Annotated in this window: 19 protein-coding genes, 3 tRNA genes and 1 pseudogene; 4 read left to right on the plus strand and 19 right to left on the minus strand. The window is 35.9% G+C overall.

The window, feature by feature from the left end; translation table 11 throughout:
• The 17 genes and pseudogenes from ftsH to AEX56_RS00085 all read right to left on the minus strand — a co-directional run.
• A partial coding sequence (ftsH, locus tag AEX56_RS00005) for an ATP-dependent zinc metalloprotease FtsH (RefSeq protein WP_049617415.1) occupies positions 1-1,696 on the minus strand: 1,696 nt, incomplete at its 3' end.
• A gap of 21 nt (positions 1,697-1,717) precedes the next feature.
• Complete coding sequence (gene hpt / locus AEX56_RS00010) at positions 1,718-2,260, minus strand: hypoxanthine phosphoribosyltransferase (protein ID WP_049617416.1); 543 nt, start codon at positions 2,258-2,260, stop codon at positions 1,718-1,720.
• 8 nt (positions 2,261-2,268) lie between these two features.
• Complete coding sequence (tilS, locus tag AEX56_RS00015) at positions 2,269-3,540, minus strand: tRNA lysidine(34) synthetase TilS (RefSeq protein WP_049617417.1); 1,272 nt, start codon at positions 3,538-3,540, stop codon at positions 2,269-2,271.
• The gene (locus AEX56_RS00020; RefSeq protein WP_049617418.1) at positions 3,537-4,817 is read right to left on the minus strand and encodes a serine hydrolase; all 1,281 of its coding nucleotides are present in this window, start codon (positions 4,815-4,817) and stop codon (positions 3,537-3,539) included. The genes tilS and AEX56_RS00020 overlap by 4 nt, the downstream gene beginning before the upstream one ends.
• A 12-nt stretch (positions 4,818-4,829) precedes the next feature.
• Positions 4,830-4,958 (minus strand): SP_0009 family protein, encoded by a 129-nt coding sequence (locus tag AEX56_RS00025; RefSeq protein ID WP_049617419.1) that lies wholly within the window; start codon positions 4,956-4,958, stop codon positions 4,830-4,832.
• On the minus strand, positions 4,955-5,326 hold the full coding sequence (locus AEX56_RS00030; protein ID WP_049617420.1) for a septum formation initiator family protein: 372 nt from the start codon (positions 5,324-5,326) through the stop codon (positions 4,955-4,957). Before AEX56_RS00030 ends, AEX56_RS00025 begins: the two co-directional genes overlap by 4 nt.
• The gene (locus AEX56_RS00035) at positions 5,313-5,585 is read right to left on the minus strand and encodes an RNA-binding S4 domain-containing protein (protein ID WP_049617421.1); all 273 of its coding nucleotides are present in this window, start codon (positions 5,583-5,585) and stop codon (positions 5,313-5,315) included. Before AEX56_RS00035 ends, AEX56_RS00030 begins: the two co-directional genes overlap by 14 nt.
• A gap of 198 nt (positions 5,586-5,783) precedes the next feature.
• Complete coding sequence (locus AEX56_RS00040; protein ID WP_236682924.1) at positions 5,784-6,206, minus strand: helix-turn-helix domain-containing protein; 423 nt, start codon at positions 6,204-6,206, stop codon at positions 5,784-5,786.
• A 121-nt stretch (positions 6,207-6,327) separates the two neighbouring features.
• Positions 6,328-9,764 (minus strand): annotated as a pseudogene (gene mfd / locus AEX56_RS00045) (transcription-repair coupling factor).
• Positions 9,765-10,334, minus strand: coding sequence for an aminoacyl-tRNA hydrolase (gene pth, locus AEX56_RS00050; protein WP_049617422.1), 570 nt, complete (start codon positions 10,332-10,334; stop codon positions 9,765-9,767). It lies immediately after the preceding pseudogene.
• Between the two features lie 66 nt (positions 10,335-10,400).
• Complete coding sequence (gene ychF, locus AEX56_RS00055; protein WP_049617423.1) at positions 10,401-11,519, minus strand: redox-regulated ATPase YchF; 1,119 nt, start codon at positions 11,517-11,519, stop codon at positions 10,401-10,403.
• 20 nt (positions 11,520-11,539) lie between these two features.
• Entirely contained in the window at positions 11,540-11,923 is a 384-nt protein-coding gene (locus AEX56_RS00060; protein ID WP_049617501.1) for a helix-turn-helix domain-containing protein, read from the minus strand.
• 107 nt (positions 11,924-12,030) lie between these two features.
• Positions 12,031-12,240, minus strand: a complete 210-nt coding sequence (locus AEX56_RS00065; RefSeq protein WP_049617424.1) for a DUF951 domain-containing protein — start codon at positions 12,238-12,240, stop codon at positions 12,031-12,033.
• A 184-nt stretch (positions 12,241-12,424) separates the two neighbouring features.
• Positions 12,425-13,561: a DNA polymerase III subunit beta gene (gene dnaN / locus AEX56_RS00070; protein WP_049617425.1), complete on the minus strand. Its 1,137-nt coding sequence runs from the start codon at positions 13,559-13,561 to the stop codon at positions 12,425-12,427.
• Between the two features lie 156 nt (positions 13,562-13,717).
• The gene (gene dnaA / locus AEX56_RS00075; protein WP_131542297.1) at positions 13,718-15,085 is read right to left on the minus strand and encodes a chromosomal replication initiator protein DnaA; all 1,368 of its coding nucleotides are present in this window, start codon (positions 15,083-15,085) and stop codon (positions 13,718-13,720) included.
• A gap of 193 nt (positions 15,086-15,278) precedes the next feature.
• Positions 15,279-16,040 carry a ParB/RepB/Spo0J family partition protein gene (locus AEX56_RS00080; protein ID WP_049617427.1) on the minus strand — a complete coding sequence of 254 codons (762 nt, stop codon included), beginning with the start codon at positions 16,038-16,040 and terminating at the stop codon, positions 15,279-15,281.
• A 61-nt stretch (positions 16,041-16,101) separates the two neighbouring features.
• Positions 16,102-17,298 (minus strand): S1C family serine protease, encoded by a 1,197-nt coding sequence (locus AEX56_RS00085; RefSeq protein ID WP_049617428.1) that lies wholly within the window; start codon positions 17,296-17,298, stop codon positions 16,102-16,104.
• A gap of 140 nt (positions 17,299-17,438) precedes the next feature.
• On the opposite strand from AEX56_RS00085, the gene rlmH reads away from it, so the two are divergent.
• Complete coding sequence (gene rlmH / locus AEX56_RS00090; protein ID WP_049617429.1) at positions 17,439-17,918, plus strand: 23S rRNA (pseudouridine(1915)-N(3))-methyltransferase RlmH; 480 nt, start codon at positions 17,439-17,441, stop codon at positions 17,916-17,918.
• Between the two features lie 24 nt (positions 17,919-17,942).
• Positions 17,943-18,617, plus strand: coding sequence for a YoaK family protein (locus AEX56_RS00095; protein ID WP_049617430.1), 675 nt, complete (start codon positions 17,943-17,945; stop codon positions 18,615-18,617).
• 16 nt (positions 18,618-18,633) lie between these two features.
• On the opposite strand, the gene AEX56_RS00100 is transcribed toward AEX56_RS00095, so the two are convergent.
• Positions 18,634-18,707 (minus strand) — tRNA-Arg (locus tag AEX56_RS00100).
• Positions 18,708-18,812: 105 nt separating this feature from the next.
• Here AEX56_RS00100 and AEX56_RS00105 point away from each other — a divergent pair.
• Positions 18,813-18,884 (plus strand) — tRNA-Glu (locus AEX56_RS00105).
• 5 nt (positions 18,885-18,889) lie between these two features.
• A tRNA-Asn gene (locus AEX56_RS00110) sits at positions 18,890-18,962 on the plus strand.
• 38 nt (positions 18,963-19,000) lie between these two features.
• On the opposite strand, the gene AEX56_RS00115 is transcribed toward AEX56_RS00110, so the two are convergent.
• The gene (locus tag AEX56_RS00115) at positions 19,001-21,595 is read right to left on the minus strand and encodes a YfhO family protein (RefSeq protein WP_049617431.1); all 2,595 of its coding nucleotides are present in this window, start codon (positions 21,593-21,595) and stop codon (positions 19,001-19,003) included.
• Positions 21,596-21,836: the final 241 nt, after the last annotated feature.

Here is a 21,836-nt window from a genome sequence, read left to right on the forward strand (position 1 = left end):
TCGTGTAACCACCAAACATAGAATGGTTTCCTTCATACTGCATCGGGCCCATCTTGGCACTCATACCATATTCAGCAACCATAGCACGCGCCATTTGAGTAGCCTGTTCAAAGTCATTCGATGCTCCTGTAGTTTGAGCATTAAAGATGATTTCTTCTGCTACACGACCTCCCATCAAACCTGCTAATTGCTCTTTCATATCTTCCTTGGAAAGAAGCATTTGGTCTTCTTTAGGAAGGGCAATCATGTATCCGCCTGCACGCCCACGAGGAACAATTGTTACCTTATGCACTTCTCGAGCATTTGATAATACAAGACCAACAATTGTGTGTCCTGCTTCATGGTAAGCGACCATCTCACGTTCACGATTTGAAATTTGACGATCTTTCTTAGATGGTCCTGCAATAACTCTGTCTTCCGCCTCATCAATATCCGAAGCATCAATAACTGTTTTATTACGACGAGCAGCTACCAGCGCTGCTTCATTTAGAACATTTTCCAAATCTGCACCAACAAAACCAGGAGTTTGTTGTGCTACAAGTTTCAAATCGACATCATCTGCCAGTGGTTTGTTCTTAGCGTGAACTTTCAAGATAGCTTCACGTCCTTTAACATCTGGACGTCCTACTAATACTTTACGGTCAAAACGTCCTGGGCGAAGAAGAGCCGGATCAAGAACATCACTACGGTTTGTCGCCGCAATAACGATAATCCCTTCGTTTCCTTCAAAACCATCCATTTCAATCAGCAATTGGTTAAGAGTTTGTTCACGTTCATCGTTGCCACCACCCATACCAACTCCGCGTTGACGACCAACTGCATCAATTTCATCTATAAAGATAATGGCTGGTGCGGTTTTCTTAGCGTCTTCAAATAAAGAACGTACACGGCTGGCACCAACACCAACAAACATCTCAACAAAATCTGAACCAGAAATAGAAAAGAATGGAACACCAGCTTCACCAGCGACAGCTTTCGCTAATAAAGTTTTACCTGTCCCCGGAGGACCCTCTAAAAGAACACCAGCCGGAATACGAGCTCCAAGTTTTGTAAAGCGTTTTGGATCTTTCAAGAATTCAACAACTTCAACAAGTTCTTGTTTTTCCTCCTCTGCACCTGCAACATCAGAAAAACGAACTTTTACAGTACTTTTTTCAAGCGCTTTAGCTTTGTTCCTGCCAAAGTTCATGGCGCCTCGAGCACCGCCTCCTCCGCCTTGGTTCATCATCATGAAGAAAATAGCCACGAAAATTCCAAGTGGTAATAAATTGATAAGAAGAGAGAACCAAATCCCATTTGTACTTTCTGGTTTAATGGTCACCTTCACGTCATTTTTATCAGCTAATGTTTGCAAATTAGAAATAGTCGAATCTGCTGCCAATATAATAGAAGAGAACTTTTTATAAGTAGTTTTTTCTTTGACTGGGAATAATTGAATAGCAGAAGTTAATTCACTATCTTCTTCTACTGCTTTTTTATAAGTACCCGTGATTTGAATAATGCTGCTATCTGGTTGATAAGTAATGTCTTTTACATTACCATTTTCTAGTTCCTTGATGACTTCAGAATAGCTAATTTCATGAGTTGAAACCTGACTTCCCGCAGCAAAAAACTGGTACCCTGTAATGATTGTAGCAATTAGCAGGATAACGAGAAAAGGATTGCGAATGAATCCTTTATTATTTGGATTGTTCATATGTGTCGAATAACCTTTTTTCTATTTTGAATAGACTTCTTCTTTTAATACACCAACGTATGGTAAATTACGGTAATTTTCCTTATAATCTAAGCCGAAACCGACCACAAATTCATTTGGGATGGTAAAGACTGTTACATCTGCATCAATTTCAACAATGCGACCTTCTGGTTTATCCAGCATGGTAACAATTTTAATAGAGACTGGATCACGCAATTCAAAGAGTTCTTTTAACTCCTTCAAAGTACGACCTGTATCGATGATATCTTCCACGAAAATCACATCACGACCTGTCACATTTGCATCAACGTCTTTGATAATTTTTACAGAACCACTACTTTCTGTCCCACCATAATAGCTGGAAACTACCATAAATTCCATCTCAACATGCGTGTCAATATGTTTGACAAGCTCTGCCATAAAAGGAATAGATCCTTTCAAAATACCAACGAGCAATGGATTTCTATCTTTGTATTCTTCTGTCAATTTTTGACCCAGAATTTTACTCTGGGCAACAATTTCTTCTTGTGTAATCAGAATTTTTTGAATATCTTTTTCCAACATAAATCTATTTACTCTTTCATTTTTATATATAGTGTAGATTTCATTGTATCATTTTTTAGTAATTTACTCAAATCACTAGCAACAATATTAGCAATTCCATAAACCTTTTTATTTTGCTCAATAATATATGTTTCGTCCCGTTCTTTTTGAGGAATTTTTTGATCTATAAAATAGCGATTTACTTTTTTATGATAGCCGTTTAAGAGCAAAACATCCCCATTTTGTCGTTTTCGGATAGCAAGGGGCTGATTTTTTTCCAGAAATAAAACTTGATCTGCATTTTCTAAAACTTGATCCAAAGAAAAAATAAATTTGCCGAAAGAATAAAGACCTTGTGATTTTATCGTAAGATTTTCGAGAAATTCATCCGTCTTTGGAACTATTTTTTCAATAGTAAAATTCCTATAATCTTTAATCAGATAGTAATTTTTCTTCAGATGCTGACAGTAATTCGCTTTAGTTCTTAAAATATGTAACACTGCTTGAAATTGTGCCTTCGTTAGTTCTAAATCAGGAATTTTTTCTATGTAATCTTGTAATAAAAAATACTGAATAGCTTCTTCTTGTACCAAAAATTGTTGCATATCTGTCACTATTATGTTTTTTGTTAAAAACTTCAAGGCAGTTAAGAGGAGTTCTGTTTCCTGACCAAAATCAACCAATGCTTGTTCAAACTTAGGATTCTCTTTTGTTAAGTCGGACAAATAAAGGTTACGCACACGATTACGCAAAAAATCAGTCCCATTATTTGACTCATCTTCGAAATAAAATAAAACTTCTAGCTCGTCTTTTCTAAAATCCAAAAATGGTCGAATTAACTGACCAGGACCAAAAGACTGAACAGGAGCAATACCAGATAGGTGACGTAAGCGACTCCCTCGCAAAAATCTCATAAAAATAGTTTCTGCTTGATCATCAGCATGATGGGCTGTTACCAATGCGGTGTAACCTTTATCTTTCATCACTTTTTTAAAAAAGCCATATCGAAAATCACGCGCAGCCATCTCAGAAAATTTCCCTTGAAAATAATCTATAAAAATAGGAATTCCATGTTCGTGAGCCCAATCTTTAAGATAGTCCTCTTCCTTCTCAGAAGCTTTTCGCTGACCATGATTAATATGGACAATTCCTAAGTTGATTTCTAACGTTTCACGTGAATCATATAAAGTTTGAAGCAGACACATAGAATCTTTCCCGCCTGAAACTGCTACTAAAACATGTTTGTGTTTATCAAAAAAGTGACGTTCTTGTGCCACTTTTAAAAATTTTTCATTTTTCATTTTAAAATGCTGTATATATCGTTTGCAATAGTTGAAATAGTGTCGTAATCCGACTGATTAGTAAAGATAGAAAGAATAAAGGGAGAATCAGCATAAATAACAGCAACATCATGTCTGAAATCATAAGCATCTCCTATTTTATGGGCGATTGGAACAGGGATATTGCGTGCAATTCGCTGGTTATCAAAATTAGTCCCTGTTAAACTCTCAAGTGCATAGCCATTTTGTTCATAAATAGCCTCCATCATGAGACCAGCCATTTGGGGTGAAGCTTGACGACTCTTCATATCCCAATGTTTTCCAGTTATTGCATCTATTTTTTGATAATATTCCGAATCAAATTGGTTGGTGGTATAGTAAGCTAAGAGGTTACTAGCAGCATTATCGGATAATTTTGAAATTTTATCTATTAAATCCTTGATTTCATAATTTTTATCATCTGCCGTTTTAGAAAGTACGCCACTTCCCTCGGCTGAATAGGATCCAGGAAAGTTCATCACTTCTTTACGATATTGTAAATCTTGTGTCAAGTTATATTTTCCGTTGTCAATCTGTTCTTGAGCGTAATAAAGTACAGGTAATTTTGAAATACTGGCTGCATACATTTTCTGTTCTTGATTGACACCAGCTGTCCTACCAGTTGTTAATTGTTTTACATATATGCCATACTTAGATGAATTATACTTCTTATCAAGCATGGTTTGGACAGCTTCTATACGGTTGTCTGTATCAGATAAATCACTTAGTTTTATATAGGTTTTCTCATCGATTTTTGCAAAAGTTCCCAAATATGTCTTAAAAAGAGACTTTGCTGCAATAGACTGATAAGCTTTTATTGAAACGTTCTTTTTCTCGGCTTGATTCCCGATTGGACTTGTATAGACTATAAAATCTTTTTTTGTCCAATATACTTGATTACTACTAGTTTCTTCTAATATCACATCATCGAAAATAATAGAAGAATCGGCAAGAATAAATGTGTTATTTGATAATTGAAAGATTTGTTGCTGTTTGTTATTTACCAACGCGGCCACGATCTCAAAAGGTTGATTAGGTTGTAATACCTTGTCAGCTTCTGTCAAATTTACGTCAAGATAAGTGAACACAGCAGAAGAAACATTTGGATTTTGAGGAACGGTGCCAAAATTACTTTGGTAGTTTTTTTGATTCAATTCATACTTTTCCTGATTGCTTAGAGCAAAGGGAATTTCTGTACTGTCCACTCGGCTGCTTGCAAATAGCACCGGTAACATCAGAACGACTAATGATTTTCGCATGATTCCTCCTTCCTATTTTTCCTTTTCTCCTTCTTTCTTTTCATTGAGCTGGAGTTTTTTATTTTTAAGGGATAATTCTTCTAACTTTTGATCTGAATATGATAAAAAAATTTCAACTGTTTTTACAATAGAATCTGTCATTTTGGTAATAACCCTGGGATATTATACACAAATTCCCCCTCTTTCGAATATTGATATTTGGCTCGGACATACTTAGCTGCAAAATCATTATCTCCTAATTTTTTCACCAAAGAAGATTCTAACTCTTCTTCCTCAGATAATTCTTGATAACGATTATTTAAATCGACCAGTTGTTGCTCTTTTTGTTTTAAACTATTATAACTTTCAACTAAATTATAGGTTGGCAAGACAAATAAGAACACCGCTAGAATCAAAATCGAACCCATAAAACGATTTTTCTTACGATTTTCTTCTTCTCGAATTTGTTTTTTACGATATTCATCTTGAATATAGGCATTATTAAACTGTAAAACTTTAGAGTTCCTCATCTGCTTCAATCCTTGTTTCACTAATGATGTCATACATTTTCAGTGCATCTTCTTTTTTGTTAGAATCTTTCATTTCCAAAACTTTGACGATTAGTAATTTATTTCCAAAACGAATTTCAATTTGATCGTCAATTTTTACGTCGGTTGACGATTTGGCTAGCACCCCATTTATCTTGATACGTCCTTTATCCGCTACTTCCTTAGCGATAGTTCGACGCTTAATAATCCGCGATACTTTTAAATATTTATCTAGTCTCATGATACACCTCACAATCTCTTCTATTTTACCACTTTTTTGAAAAATAGCAGAGCAAAAAACAGCCAACAAACAGTCAGCTGCAGATTGTTACCAGAAAAGGAAAGTTGAAGAAAATTAGAAACATGCCCATTAAAAAGACGATAAACCACCAAATTTCATGCCTGACTTTGAATGGATGTTCCTTATTCTCTAAAAAATTCAAAATGTCGGTAAAAGTATTGTTTTTTTATTACCAAGAATATAAAAAACTTGGAAAAGACAGCAAAGTAGTGGCATTCCAACAATAGGAAAATAGATTGAAAAAATATTGCTATCAGACAAATATCTGGTTGGGAAAATAACTGACATAGCAAAGAATAAAATCCCACTTAAAATGAGCCAATTTCTTAACTGCGACTGACTAACCTGATGTTTCATAATAACCACATCTCCTTTAATAAGATAATCTAAAGAAACATCAAAATAGACTGAAATAATCAAGAGACTATTGATATCAGGATAAGTTTTTCCTCTCTCCCAGTTGGAAATTGTTTGACGTGAAACATAGAGTTTTTCAGCCAATTGTTCTTGGGAAATGTATTTTTGATTTCTTAATTCAACTAGTCTCCTATGAAAATCCATATCTTGCTCCTTTGTTCTATCATTTTAGATTAACTGCCACTAGTTTATCATACAAGAATTTAGACGAATGAACTTTTTCTTGTCAAAAACCTTTGTCAAGAAGAAAAAAGTTTATTTTTCTTTAAAATTTTTCTTCTTTTATGGCCGATAGTCCTTCGAAAAAGAGCATGAGTTGTTCCAAAATTTCAAAATCTTTTTTCTTACGAACATCAAAAACGACCTGTAAACTTCCCTGATGTTCTGAAATCCTAGCTTTTAAATTGGTTTCAGACAAGGCTTTAAAATAGTCTTGTGTGAGGAAAATTTGACCTGCTTTATTTTCAAAGGTAATAAAAATGTATTCCTGTTTGCGTTCCACTAGATGAGTAAAGGTCTGATCTGCTAACGATTTTAAGAGTCCAATTTCCAGCAAATAAGCCACCACATCTGGATATTCACCAAAGCGATCAATGAGTTCATCCTGTAATTCTTGATAGTTTACACGACTGTCAATCTCCTTTGTTTTCTTGTAAACTTCAATTTTCTGTCGCTGATCAGAAATATAATCACTTGGTAAATAAGCATCTATTTGCAGATTGATTTCGCTGTTTGATTTTTCACGCTTCTTCTGTTTGCCTTGCTTCGCTATAATGGCTTCTTCTAATAATTGAGAATAGAGCTCGTAACCTACTGAATCGATAAAACCACTTTGAGAGGCTCCCAGGATATTCCCAGCACCTCGAATTGACAAATCTTGCATGGCAATCTTGAAACCAGATCCAAGTTCTGTAAACTCTTTGATGGCTTCTAGACGCTTTTCAGATACCTCTGTCAAGTTCTTATCTGGTCGATACGTGAGGTAGGCGTAAGCAATTCGATTGGAACGACCTACACGAGAGTATTAGCATTTGGAATGTCTACCCCTATTTCAATAATAGTAGTCGTTACTAAGACATCGTACTCTCCCTCAACAAATGCGTAAAGTGTATTTTCTAGCTGAATTTCTGACATTTGACCATGGACAAAACCGATAGAAGCTTCTGGAACTAATTTCCTCAATTCGGAAACTTTTTTCTCTATAGTGTCAACTTTATTGTAAAGATAGTAAACTTGTCCACCACGGTCTATTTCCCGTAAAATAGCATCGCGAATAACTGTCTGATTAGTCTCCATGACATAGTTTTGGACAGGATAACGGTTAGTTGGTGGCGTTTCAATAACAGATAAATCGCGAATTCCTAGCATGGACATGTGGAGAGTTCTTGGAATTGGGGTAGCTGTCAAGGTCAAAATATCAATTTTCTTTTTCAGCTCTTTTAAGGCTTCTTTATGTTTAACACCAAAGCGTTGCTCCTCGTCAATTATCAGTAAACCTAAATCTGAAAAAACAACATCTTTTGACAAAATACGGTGCGTCCCAATCAGGATATCCACTTGTCCTTTTTTGAGTTTTTCAAGTGTTGTGGTCTGCTCTGCCTTTGTTCGAAAACGACTTAAAACATCAACATTGACTGCAAATTCTGCAAAACGCTCGAGAAAATTAGTGTAATGCTGCTGAGCAAGTACAGTTGTTGGTACTAAAATAGCTACTTGTTTACCATCATTTACTGCCTTAAAAGCTGCTCGCATAGCCACTTCTGTCTTACCAAAACCAACATCTCCTACTAACAAACGATCCATGGGTGATGATTTTTGCATGTCCTTTTTAATTTCATCAATTGATCGTAGCTGATCTTCCGTCTCTGCATAAGTAAAATGATTATCGAATTCTTCTTGTTGAGCATCATCTTCTGAAAAAGCAAACCCTGTCAGCTGACTACGCTCTGCATAGAGCTGAATGAGGTCGTCTGCAATATCTTCCACCTGCTTTTGCACTTTTTGTTTAGTTCTTTGGAAACGGCCATCATTCAACTTATTGATTTTTGGCATTTTTCCGTCAGACGAAGTATATTTTGACAATAAATCAATCTGATCAATCGGCAGAGAAATGCGATCAGCATTTTGATATTGAATGGTCAAATAATCACGATGAATACCTGCCGCTTCAATCGTTTCAATCCCTAAAAATTGACCAATTCCATGAACATGATGGACGACGTAATCACCTTTTTCTAATTCATTGTAATCCTTTAACCGTTCTGCATTGGAGATGTTTTTTCGACGAATTTTTCGCTTCACTTTTTTATGGAACAATTCATGTTCCGTAATCAGAACTAATTTTTCATCTAAAAAATGAAATCCCTGACTAACATTCCCATAAGTTATCTGAGTCTGACCTTTTAGGAGTTCATGAGGCTTAGTAAATGGAATATGTAAATCATATTCTTGTAAAATATCTTGTAAACTATGTAAACTTGCTTCATTCTCTGTTTGCAGAATAACAGTGTAGTTTGATTTTTCAAAACGGCGAATTTCATTCTTCAGCAACGGAATCTGATTGAAAAATTCCTGCTTAGAATGCTGATTAAAATTATGTAAGGCATCAAATTTCAAATTGCCTAAACCTTTTTGAAAGGTCGAGAAAAAACTAGATGGTTTGTATTCTCGTAATTGCTGATAGGGAGAAGCAAAATAATTTAGATTTGATACAGCTTTACCCTTTTGTAAATCAGATGTCAACAACTCTGCTGCTCCCTTTTCAAAAAAGGCATAATTATCCATCATTTTATGAAAATCATCAAAAAATAGAGTTGTGTGTGTTGGCAAATAATTTAGCAAAGTCCACTCTTTTTCATAAAAATAGGATAAAAATCTTCGACTATCTGGATGTCGGTCAGCTATTTTTATATCAGCAGTGACTTCTTTCAAATACGAAATTTGGACTTCATCTTTACTAGTAGATATGGCTGCTTCTAATTTTTGAGTTGCTCTCTCATATTCTGAGGCTGTCAGAATCATCTCGGAGGCAGGTAATATAGAGACATTCTCAATATTTTCTAGAGAACGTTGATTTTCTGGATCAAATGTCCTTATCCCATCTATCTCGTCGCCAAAAAATTCAATGCGATAAGGATTTTCACTATTGATTTCGTAAATATCTAATATATCACCTCGAAGATTAAACTCACCTTGACTGAGAACTCGTGAAACTTTTTTATAACCAGTCTGAATTAGTAACTTGACAATATTGTCAAGTTGAATTTCTTGATTGAGTGTCAGATGAAACTGAGCAGTTTGAAAATTTTCAGGTTTTGGTAACAGAATTCTAAAGGCTGCCAAGTTGACAATAAGTATCCCTTGCTTTTTAGAATCTAGCAAAAAATTGAGAGCTTCTATTCGGGATTGTGTCCTATCTTTCGAAGTAAACACAAATTCTGCTAATGGACTATCATCTGTAAAGAAGTTGTAAAGGTATTCCGAGCCTAGAATATTTGACAGTTCTTGCGTAATACGGTCCGCCTCATTTTGGCTAGCTGTCACAATAACTATTTTTTCATCTAATTGTTCAAATGCTGATGCCATTGTCAATACTTTGCTTGAACCAGATAGCCCAGTTAAGAGTTGACGCGTGTATTTATTTAAGTTGCTCTGCCATTTTCCAATTTGAGGATTTTGGCTCAATAAATCAATTATATTCATTTATCCGTTATACTTTCTCATAACTGTTTCAAAGTCATTTTCCTGTAAATAGAAGTTGACAGCACTGTCAACTTTATCAATTGTTTGTTCCATGACAATAGCATCATCCCCTTTAAACCCACTCATAACATGGTTGATGACCGTCATTTTTTGTGGAGGACGACCAATCCCTACTTTGACACGATCAAATTCCTGTGTTCCAATGTGTGCAATGATAGATTTAATACCGTTGTGGCCCCCTGCAGAACCTTTTTGGCGAAATCTAATTTTTCCTACTTCCATATCCAAGTCATCATAAATGACCAGCAAGTCACTGATATCAATATTGAAATAGGTTAATAAAGCCTTGACTGCTTGTCCACTATTGTTCATAAAAGTTGTCGGTTTAACAAAATAAACTTTTTCTCCATTAAGAAAGACAGAGCCAATCTCAGCCTTGAAAATTTTGTCTTCTGTAAAGTTGACGTCAAGATTCTTTATAAGACTGTCAACAACCATAAAACCAATATTGTGCTTGGTATCTGCATATTTTGAACCTGGATTTCCCAGACCAACAATCATTTTTACCATTTGTCTCTCCTAAACACCAAAAGGGTTGGAAAAAGATTTCCAACCTATTTTTTTTATTATTTTGTATTACACATTGAATCGGAATTCCATGATATCGCCATCCTGAACGATATATTCTTTTCCTTCTTCACGTAAGTGTCCAGCTTCTTTAACAGCTTTTTCAGATCCATATTTCATCAAATCATCATAAGACATGGTCACAGCACGGATAAAGCCTTTTTCAAAATCTGAGTGGATAATCCCCGCTGCTTGCGGTGCTTTGATTCCACGTTTGAAAGTCCAAGCACGAACTTCTTTTTCACCTGCTGTAAAGTAGGTTCCTAGACCAAGTAAATCATAAGCTGCACGTGTTAACTTGTCCACGCCTGACTCTGTTAAGCCAATAGCTTCCAAGAATTCTTGGCGTTCTTCTTCTTCATCCAACTCTGAAATTTCTTCTTCGGCACGCGCTGAAATCACAACAACTTCTGCATTTTCAGTTGCTGCAAATTCACGAATAGCTTGTACATAAGCAATACCATATGGATCTGCAACTTTATCTTCGTCCACGTTGGCCACATAAAGAACAGGTTTTGTCGTTAAGAGGAATAGCTGCTTAACAATTTTCGCTTCTTCTTCTGTAAATTCGACTGTACGAGCTGATTTTCCGTCTTCAAGAACAGGTTTGATTTTTTCTAAGACTGCAAATTCAGCAACAGAATCTTTATCTTTTTGGGTACGCGCCATTTTTTCAACACGCGCATAGCGTTTGTTGACAGACTCCAAGTCCGCTAAAATCAGTTCTAAATTAATCGTATCGATGTCTGCGATAGGATCTACAAAGGCATCCTCACGTCCTTGTTCACGCATGACATTCTCATCGTCAAAGGCACGTACGACATGGACAATCGCATCCACCTCACGAATATTGGCCAAGAATTTATTTCCCAAACCTTCACCACGAGATGCTCCTTTTACGATACCCGCAATATCTGTAAATTCAAAGGTTGTTGGAACAGTTTTCTTGGGAGTAATCAGCTCTGTCAACTTCTGTAGACGTTCATCGGGTACTTCAACCATTCCAACATTTGGATCAATGGTTGCGAAAGGATAGTTGGCAGCTTCTGCTCCTGCTTTGGTAATTGCATTAAATAGGGTTGATTTACCAACGTTTGGTAAACCCACGATACCTGCTGTTAAAGCCATTATTTATTTCTCCATCATTTTTATTCAATCGTGACTATTATAGCAGAAAATAAGAAAAAAAGCTTGCCCAGTGAAAATATATCCAGAAAGATTGCAAAACCGTCTCTCTTTTCATATTTTCCTGTTTCAGGATTCATAACATATTCACGACCTTTTAGTAAATGTAAATTGTCATCATCTTCGCCTTTTTGACAAGAAACTTTCTTTTCCCCCTTTACCAATTCGTCTAAAGACACTCCTAAAACCTCAGACAACTTGATCAAATTCTCCAAATCTGGTGTCGCATCTCCATTTTCCCATTTCGATATCGACTGGCGAGAGATAAAGAGTTGCTCCGCTAAGGCATCCTGAGACAAATTTTTAGCTTGACGGATGTTTTTCAGTTGTGTTGAAAATTGTGAAATGATTCCACCTACTTCTCTTTTTTCTCTAAAAAAATCTCTCTCATCAATAAAAACCAGCACTTTTCATGGCAACTGTCAGTTGCAAAGCTTCTCAAAATAGCTTAAAATCAAGCATTTTCAGGTTGTGAGAGATTTTTTTTCATTTTTCGTTCAAAATCGTGCCGACTCATCATAACGATATGGTCACAATTGGTACATTTGATTTTGATGTCTGCACCAAGACGTGTAATTTCCCAACAATTTGCCTTCTTCCCTGTTGACCTAATTGTACAAGCATGGGGCTTCTTCATTTCAACTAAAGTTCCTAATTGATACATGTTTTCCTCACTGATTAAATTCTAAAAATATATTTTTATTGAATTCTCTGGGGAATGAATTCTGCGTTTGGATTTCCCACACGAGGATTTACAAATAAATTATAATACTAGCCAGTATTATACCACAGATTAGATTGTACATTTAAAAAAAGAGCCATTCTTTGCAGAATAGACCCTTTTATCTTTAGTTTGTACGAACTGGGGTAATCAATTGAATAAAATCTTCTTGATCTGCATTTGGTACCAATGTAAATGGACGTACAGGGCTAATAAAGCTAATTTTAACCTGTTCGCTATCTACAGCTTTCAATGCTTCAATCAAGTAAGTTGGGTTAAAGCTGATAACTAAATCTTCACCGTTCACTTCCAGAGTATCTAATTCTTCATTCACTCGACCAACTTCTGGAGAATTTACATGTGCTGAAACAACTTTACTATCAATTTCTAATTTGACAGTTCCGTTTTGCGTCGCATTAGACAAGAGACGAGCACGTTCCATTGCTTGACGCAGATTGGCTGTATCAAAAACAACTGTAGTATTGAATTCGGCTGGGATCAGACGATCTGTATCTGGGTAAGTTCCTTCTAGGAGACGAGTATAGAAGCTGATGTGCTCACTTCTAAAGAGCATTTGATTATTTGAGAAGAAGACTTCCACCGTTTCAATATCATCTGTAAAAACAGCAGTAAATTCACGTAGAGAACGACTTGGAATAACCACATCAAAGTTATCCCCAGATTTTTCAAGAGTCAGTTTACGCTGGCTCATGCGGTGAGAATCGGTAGCTACTGTTTTCAAAGAAGTGTTGTTTGTCAAGACAAAGTGAACACCTGTCAAAATAGGACGACTTTCTTGAGTAGATGCCGCAAATGCTGTTTCATTAATTGTTTCTTTTAAGACCTTTGTTTCTAGAACTAGAGGATTCGATGTAGGAACTTCTTGCAAACGTGGATATTGCTCAGCTTCTTTCCCCTTGAGGGTAATTTCAGATTTGCCGCTGGTCAGGACAACTTGCTTTTGCTCAATTTCTTTAAAATCCAGAACAATATCAGGTAAACTAGAAACCACATTGATAAAGAAAGATGCTTCTAAGAGGACAAATCCTGTTGAGGAAATCAATAAACCTGCATTCTCATCTTGAATAGAGATGAAATTTTCAATAGAAATCTGACCATTTGAACCAGTTAAAGTAATTCCTTCCTGATGAATATCTATTTTGACTGTGGATAAAACAGGAATAGCATTTTTATGACTAATAGCCCGTTTGGTAGTATTTAAGGCTTGAAGAAAAACATTCTTGTTAATTGAAAATTGAATCATGGATTCTCCTTTATTTATTCTAGATTGTTAAGGTTAATAGTAGTAGTAGGGTCTGTGTATTCTGTGGATAAATGGTTTTATCCCAGTTAGGATAAGTTGTCAGACTTGTTGGTAAAATGTGGAAAACTAGAGACAAGAAAGGAGAGTTTTCCACAACTAACGGATATTATTACGAATGGTCGTGAGTTCAATTTCTAAATTTTCATCCTGCTCCAAAAGCCCTTTTATCTTATTATAGGCGTGCATAACTGTTGTATGATCACGATTACCAAATTCTTTTCCGATTTTCGGAAGGGAATTGTCTGTTAGGACACGCGCCAGGTACATGGCAACTTGTCGCGCGTGAGTAATATTTTGCAGACGTTTTGGACCTTTCAGTTCCTTGACACTGACACCGTAGAATTGACCAACTTCGGTTTGAATTTTTTCAATAGGAATGACTGTAGTTTGTAAATCACTTTGTCGTCTGGAACGAATCGCTTCGGCAGCAATATCAACAGAGATTTCGGATACCTTTTTCAACTTAGCTAAGAGGTCAATATCTTTCAGAGCACCTTCCAAATCACGAATATTAGAATGGAATTGTCCTGCTAGATAATTCAAGGTATCATCTGTAAAGTTGTAAGGATAGACTTCACATTTATTTCGCAAAATAGCAATCCTCGTCTCAAAATCAGGAGGTGTAATGTCACTCATTGTCCCCCAACCAAAGCGTGTAACCAACCGTTCTTCAAGATTTTCTAGTTTACTTGGATCACGATCACTGGTTAATACGATTTGCTTATTATTTTCATGAAGTGCATTGAAAGTATGGAAAAATTCTTCCTGAGTGGAGGCCTTGTTTTTCAAAAATTGAATATCGTCAATCAAGAGAATATCTAAATGACGGTATATCTTTTTGAAATTTTCCATATCATTGAGTCGTAGATGTTCTAGAAAATCATTGATAAAGGTTTCTGAAGATACAAATTTGCTACGAGCTTGCGGGTTCCGAGCGAGTACCTCATTACCAATAGCGTGAAGTAAATGAGTCTTTCCAAGACCTGGACCACCGTAGATAAAAAGTGGATTGTAGACTTTACCAGGTGCACCAGCAACCGCCATAGCAGCAGCTTTTGCCATTTGATTATTGTCTCCTTGGACGAAATTGTCGAAGGTATAATCAGCATTTAAGTTAGAAGCTACTGGTGGATTTGTAATAGGTTGTTCTATCAATGTTTCGCGAACTTCTAGCGGATTCACTTTTTCTACGGGAGTTGGGAATTCTTTTTGAACAGGCATTGAAAACTCATAGAGTACTTGTAGTTGATCATTATAAATTTCAAACCCAGCTGTCAACAACACTCCTTTTAAATTTTCTTCCCAAAAGAGTTGTTTTACGGGACTATCTAAGAAAATAGTTGCTTGATTTCCTTCTACTTTTACGAGTCTGGCAGTGGAGACAAAAAAGTCGAATGCAGACGGTTTTAAAGTTGCTTGGGCTAATTGTAGAACACGATTCCAAAAATCATCTTCCAAATTCACAGGCTTTCCTCCTTTCAGGATCATTGTTTTCTTATTATATCAAAAAGTTATCCACAAGGAAAGAGTTTTTCCACACTGTTCATAATACTTATCCACAGAATGTGAATAAAAAAGAAAAACCCCTCTATTAAGGGATTCCTTCAAAATATGGGATGTGAATAAGTCTGTTTGTAAAAAAGAATTATGCACATGCTTATTTTAAATGTTGGATAATTCTCTCGAATTCTTTTAAGCTGGAAAAGGAGATTGTCAATTTTCCTTTTCCATTTTTTTGCTGTTGAATTTGAATATCAGTACCGAGTATCTGTCTGAGTTTTTCTTCCTCTTCTTTGATGAAAGAAGTTTTTTTCTTTTTTTTCTTTTTTTTCTTTTGCTCAGTTAGCAAGTTTTCAAGTGATCGGACACTCAATTCTTTTTCTAAGATAGTTTGAAGCCATTGTTCTTGCTCCACATCGGTATAAGAATTTAAAAGACGAGCATGACCTTGGCTAATAAGACCAGTTTCCAATGCATTTTGTAGCATAGGACAGAGTTGTAGAAGGCGCGTGCTATTTGTGATGTAGGGACGTGATTTTCCCATAATCTGTGCGATTTCTTCATGTGTCAGTCCTCGTTTTATCAAATGCTGATAAGACTTTGCTTCTTCAATTGGATTTAAATCCGCACGTTGCAAATTTTCAATGATGGATTGGTACATCATTTCTTCATCAGACAATACTTTTATGATAACAGGAACTTTTTTCAAACCTGCCAATTGACTGGCACGTAAGCGTCGTTCACCTGCTAGTAATTCATAGCCAATGATAGCTGATTTGCGTACAATCAGTGGTTGAATAATGCCGTTTTTTTGAATAGATTGAGCTAATTCTTTTAATTTTTCTGGTTCAAAATGCAATCTTGGTTGATAGGGATTTGGTTTGATTTCTTCAATGGCTAGGTACTGTAATTCTTCCATAGGCTTATTCTAGCAAAAAAAATCTAACTTTACAATGTTGTAAATTTAGATTGACATCGCTTTATTGGGATAAATCTTCCGTTGAATGATTAAGTTCTATCTTGACAGTTTGTTTTTTACCATTTCTCATGAAGGAAACCTCAATGGTATCACCAATACTATGTTTGTAAAGGGCACTTTGGAGGTCACCTGTTGATTCAATAGTATCACCATCGATAGCTGTGATAACATCATAGCGTTCAAAATTGCCATCCGCTGGAAGACCTGCTTGAGTAGAAACAACCAGCACACCTGAAGTAATATTACTATCTTCTAAACCAGCCGTTGCTAGTTGGTTAGTTGATAAGTCTGTCACGTTAGCCATTTGAATTCCAAGAGCTGGACGAATGACTTTTCCATTTTTCTCAAGTTGGTTGATGATTGTAACAGCATCATTTGATGGAATAGCAAATCCCAGTCCTTCTACAGTTACTCCGTTGTTCAAAGCAGCAGAAGTCGTAGCAATCTTACTAGAGGTAATTCCGATAACTTGCCCTTGAATATTAATCAGTGGACCACCAGAATTTCCTGGATTGATGGCAGTGTCTGTTTGGATAGCATTAGTAGAAATCGTTTGACCATCTTCAGATTTTGAAGTCACGGTACGACTCAAACTAGAGACGATTCCTTGGGTAACAGAGTTGGCGTAGATAGTTCCAAGTGGACTACCGATAGCAATAGCTGTTTCACCTACATTGATAGAATCAGAGTCAGCAAATTCCGCAACGGTAGTAATTTTACTTGCATTTACGCTAATGACGGCAATATCAGAATAAGTATCTGAACCGACTAATTTCCCTTCGATTTTTTCACCAGAGGATAAAAGTATATCAATTTTTTCAGCACCAGCAATAACGTGGGTATTGGTCACGATATAAGCGGTATCACCATCTTTTTTATAGACGACACCAGATCCCTCACTGGCAACTTCTAACTCATCTGAATGACCACTATTTCCAAAAATAGAAGTTGTACCAGATGTCGCTGGTTGGTAATTAATTACCGATACAACAGCATCTTGAACTGTTTTAACTGCTTTTGTCACAGATGTCTCATTGTCATAGGTAACGTTGCTAACGGTCGTTTTTCCATCAGTTGATTGATGGGCAGTTGTGCTCGTAGTTGGTGTAGAATATAGTAGCGGAGCGGCAAAATTACCTGCTATACCACCAATAAAGCCGACAAGGAGAACAAGAGATAATTTAAAAAATTTTTTCATGAGACTAACTCCTCCAGATTTTTCTTTATCATAAATCCATTTTCTTAATTATAGCTTAAATCAGTGAAAAATCAATTCGGAGCTTGTGGATAACTTTTTTGCATCTTCAAAAAGTCTAAAAGCTGTGATACAATCTTCTTATGAAGATAAAAATTATTACGGTTGGAAAATTAAAAGAAAAATATTTAAAGGATGGGATTGCAGAATATAGCAAGCGTCTCAGTCGTTTCACTAAGTTAGAAATGATTGAGTTACCTGACGAAAAGACTCCGGATAAAGCTAGCCAAGCAGAAAATCAGCAAATTCTAGAGAAAGAGGCAAGTCGAATTCTTTCCAAAATTGGGGAGCTAGATTATGTCTTTGCTCTTGCGATTGAAGGCAAACAATTTCCATCCGAGGAGTTTAGTCAATTATTAGCAGATGTAACAATGAGAGGTTTTTCGGATGTGACCTTTATCATTGGTGGTAGCTTAGGGCTCTCACCAGAAGTCAAAAAGAGGGCAAATACTTTGATTAGTTTTGGAAAATTGACTTTACCTCATCAGCTAATGAAATTAGTGCTAGCAGAACAAATTTACCGTGCTTTTATGATTCAACAAGGAAGTCCCTACCATAAGTAGTTTCACGTGAAACACAGGAGAAATATGACCAAGAAAAATTATCATATCTTTGAACGTTTGAGATTTGCCACTTGTCTAACCTTTATTAGTGGTTTTTTAAATGCTTTTACCTTTATTACTCAGGGTGGACGTTTTGCTGGTGTTCAATCAGGAAACGTTGTTTATCTGGCTTATTATGTTGCAAATAGAAATATGAAGGAAGCAGTAGCTTTTTTGATTCCCATTCTCTTTTTTGTCTTTGGTCAGTGGTTTACATATCTCTTGAAACGATTTTGTATTGTGCATAGTATCCCTTGGCATCTGACCAGTACTCTTGTTATGATGGGACTTGTTATTCTCGACATTCTTCTCAACCCTTTAGTAGGGCACTCCTTTACGATTGCCGTACTGGCTTTTGTTGCCTCTATTCAAGTGGAGACGTTTAGAAATATTCATGGGTTACCTTATGCCAATGTCATGATGATAGGCAATGTTAAAAACGCTGCTTTTTTATGGTTTAAGGGAATCATTGAAAAAAATGCTCAATTGACAAGAAGACGAATTCACATTTTTTATGCGATTTTAACGTTTATGTTAGGTGTAGTTGTAGCGACTTTTTCGACACAAACTTTTAAGGAGCAAGCCCTAATAGTTGTCCTGCTTCCACTCATTTATATGAACGTTCAATTATGGTTAGAAAAAAAGCTTAGCAATCGCTAAGCTTTATGTGTTTAGATGATTCCAGCAGGATTCGAACCTGCGACCGTTCGCTTAGAAGGCGAATGCTCTATCCAGCTGAGCTATGGAACCGTTCTAGCCCTACCATTCTAAAACAATTATTTTATAATGTCAAGGCGTTAAAAAAAGTCTTGACAAAGAAAGAGCACTATATTATACTAATAAATGTCTTATTTTGGTCCGTTGGTCAAGGGGTTAAGACACCGCCTTTTCACGGCGGTAACACGGGTTCGAATCCCGTACGGACTATAGAATCCGCCATAGCTCAGTTGGTAGAGCGCATGACTGTTAATCATGATGTCACAGGTTCGAGCCCTGTTGGCGGAGTCACAAAAATACCACTCCATTTGGAGTGGTATTTTCTTTTATTTATTGCAATCTTTTGATTTTTTTGAAGTTGTCTTTTTTCGATAGCTATCATAGCCTATAAAGCTCCCAATACCTATGAAAAAGGAAGCTAAACCTATTCTAAAACCACTAGGAATGAAAGTTAGAACGAGTATTCCTTTTCCTTTAGGGACATCCACCTTCGTAAAACCATTCTGGGCCTTTTTAAGGCCTATTTTTTTGCCATTTAAGGTTGCTGACCAACCTTTATCGTATGGAATCGTATAGAAGATAGAAGCCTTATTTTGGCTATTATAGGTTGTTGTGACCTGATTTCCATCAACTGTTGTTGTGATGTCTTTTTCTAAGATAGAGGCCATAGCAGCCTGATAAGCTATTAAATCTAATCTATAGAATTGAGGAGTATCAAAGGAAACTTGCTGATTTTGAGGGAATGTCAGGTCGATTGTTACTATTTTCTCTGAGGAGAAGTAACCGGCTGAAAAAATTGAGAAACTATTATCCGTTGTAAACTCGTTTGACACATTATTGACAGTAACATTTACTCCCTTATCATGTTCATTTGTAAAACTTAAATTTGGAAGACTGATGTACAATTGACTGTTAGCAGGCACAGTAAAGGTGTATGTAGCCCTAGCTGTATCTTCTCCTTCTTTTGCTTTCACAGTGACACGATTGTCAAGTTGATTGACATTTTCTATAGAGATCGGATGCAGACTTGTATAATATTTAAATTCATTGGCTGACAAAGCATTTAAAAAATTAGTTTGATTATCGAGTGTCAAATTTGTAAACTTGACATCTTGGTAAACACTATTGGTCAGAATTCCTAAAGAGGATGCAAATTGATTTTCGTATAGAGAAAGTGTGTTAGTCTTGTCAATCTCTGTAAAGCCAAATTTTAGTGGATTTGTAGCAGATAAATTGTAGCGAATACCCAGAAGACTATCACCGATCAAGGTATTGTTCTGATAACGAAGATTAAGATTGGTTCCATCGGAGCGGAAGCCCAATTTGTCAAGAGTGGAGCTGGACGAACGATTACGAATGGAAGAAAATTGTGAAATACCATTATAATTGTACTTCATGCTATCGTTCCCTGTTTGAGGTAGAAGACGCTCTGTACGATAAAACTGATCAGCATCATTTTGAGTGGTTTCAACTAATTTCAGCATATCGTCAGCCTGATAGAGGTAGCTTGATCGACTAGGAAAATTCCATTCTTCTGCTAAGCCTTCAATCTGATATTGTGAATGAATACCCATTTCAAAGAGTCCGAAAAACAGGATTAAGGAAGAAAAGACAATATAAGAGATTCTTTTTTTGATAACAATCAAGAGAAGAATAAGGTAGACTAATAGAAACTCGGCAGTTAAAATAAAGGAAATATTTTCTAGAAAAGTATAGTGCTCTTTGAATAGATAAGTCAGCACATAACCAATAGTGAGAAAAGCCATACTAGTAAATACAGCCCAAGGTTTCACACAACGAATACGGATCAAAACTTCAGCAGCCATATAAATGATGAGAAATGAAAATACCCAAGCATATCTGTGTAAAAACATATTTGGTGCATGCATTCCTTGCCAGAATAAATCCAGAGGCTGTAGATAGAAACTAGCTATTAAAAAAATAATGAAGAATGCATAAGTGCATTTAACTTGCCATTTGATGGACTTAATTGTGAAAAATAGCAAACTTAAAATGAGTGGTAGTAGTCCAACAAAAATCATGGGAAGAGCACCAAACTTTGTCGTATCATAGGCACCCACCATATTTTTTGCAAAGAAATCTAGGATCCAAGAATTATCTGTTTGCCATTTGACAATTTCTGTAAATTTTTCGCCGTGGGTTCGTAAATCAAGAATAGTTGGGAGGAGCATGACAAGGCTAGTAAGAGCAGCTAATGTTGACACTATTGTAAAGTCTATAATTGTTTGCCACCTTTTTTTGAAGTCCCACGAGAGTTTTAACAAAAACCAGAAACTCAGAAAAATAACAGCTATATACCCAAAGTAATAATTTTGGATAAATAGACAAGTGAGCGTCACAAAATAAAGAATTCGTCCTTTTTCAATAACGATTTTGTGTAAACCTAGTAGGATAAGAGGAAGTAAAATAAAGACATCTAACCAGCTAGAAATTTCTAGTTGACTAGTCATAAAACTCATTAAAGATAGGCTTGTAGAAAGAAATAGTGTCACTATTGGATGAAGTTTTTTATGAATTTCTTTTAAACTGATATAGGTTGACAGACCTGTCAATCCGAATTTAATGATTGTAAAGAGATAGAGAAAGTCAGGCATAGACTTCATATCAGCGAAAAATAGAAGTGGTAACAGAAAAGAGCCTAGATAGTAAGACATAAGAGCATAGAAATTAAGACCTGATCCGCTTGTAAATGTATAAAAAATAGAACCATCACCATGCAAAACATTGCGCAATGTTTCATGAAAAATCACATATTGATGGAAACCATCGCTTGCTAGTATAGTTGTATCACCAAAGAGCCAGACTCCCTTTAAAGCCAAAATAATTGTAATAAAGAGTAAAGGGAGAAAAAAGGCTATTAATCCGTAGATGATTTTGGAATATTTTTTAAGTAATTTCATAAGTTTATTTTACCATTTTTAGAGAGAAAAAAGAGATAAATCGCTTTTGTCTAGTCAATACGGGCGACAAGAACTTGATAAAGGTGTAAATCACATTGTAAAGGTTAAATGTTCTTTCTTTTTTTCTAAAGACGATTTAATTTATTAGCGGTTTTGGTATTTGGTTACTAGTGAATCATCTCAAGGTATTTTTGAAGCAAATCAGATTTCATTTTGTAGAAGAAATCCAAGTAATAGCTGT

The organism is Streptococcus sp. X13SY08 (assembly GCF_001182825.2).
Classification (GTDB): Bacteria; Bacillota; Bacilli; order Lactobacillales; family Streptococcaceae; genus Streptococcus.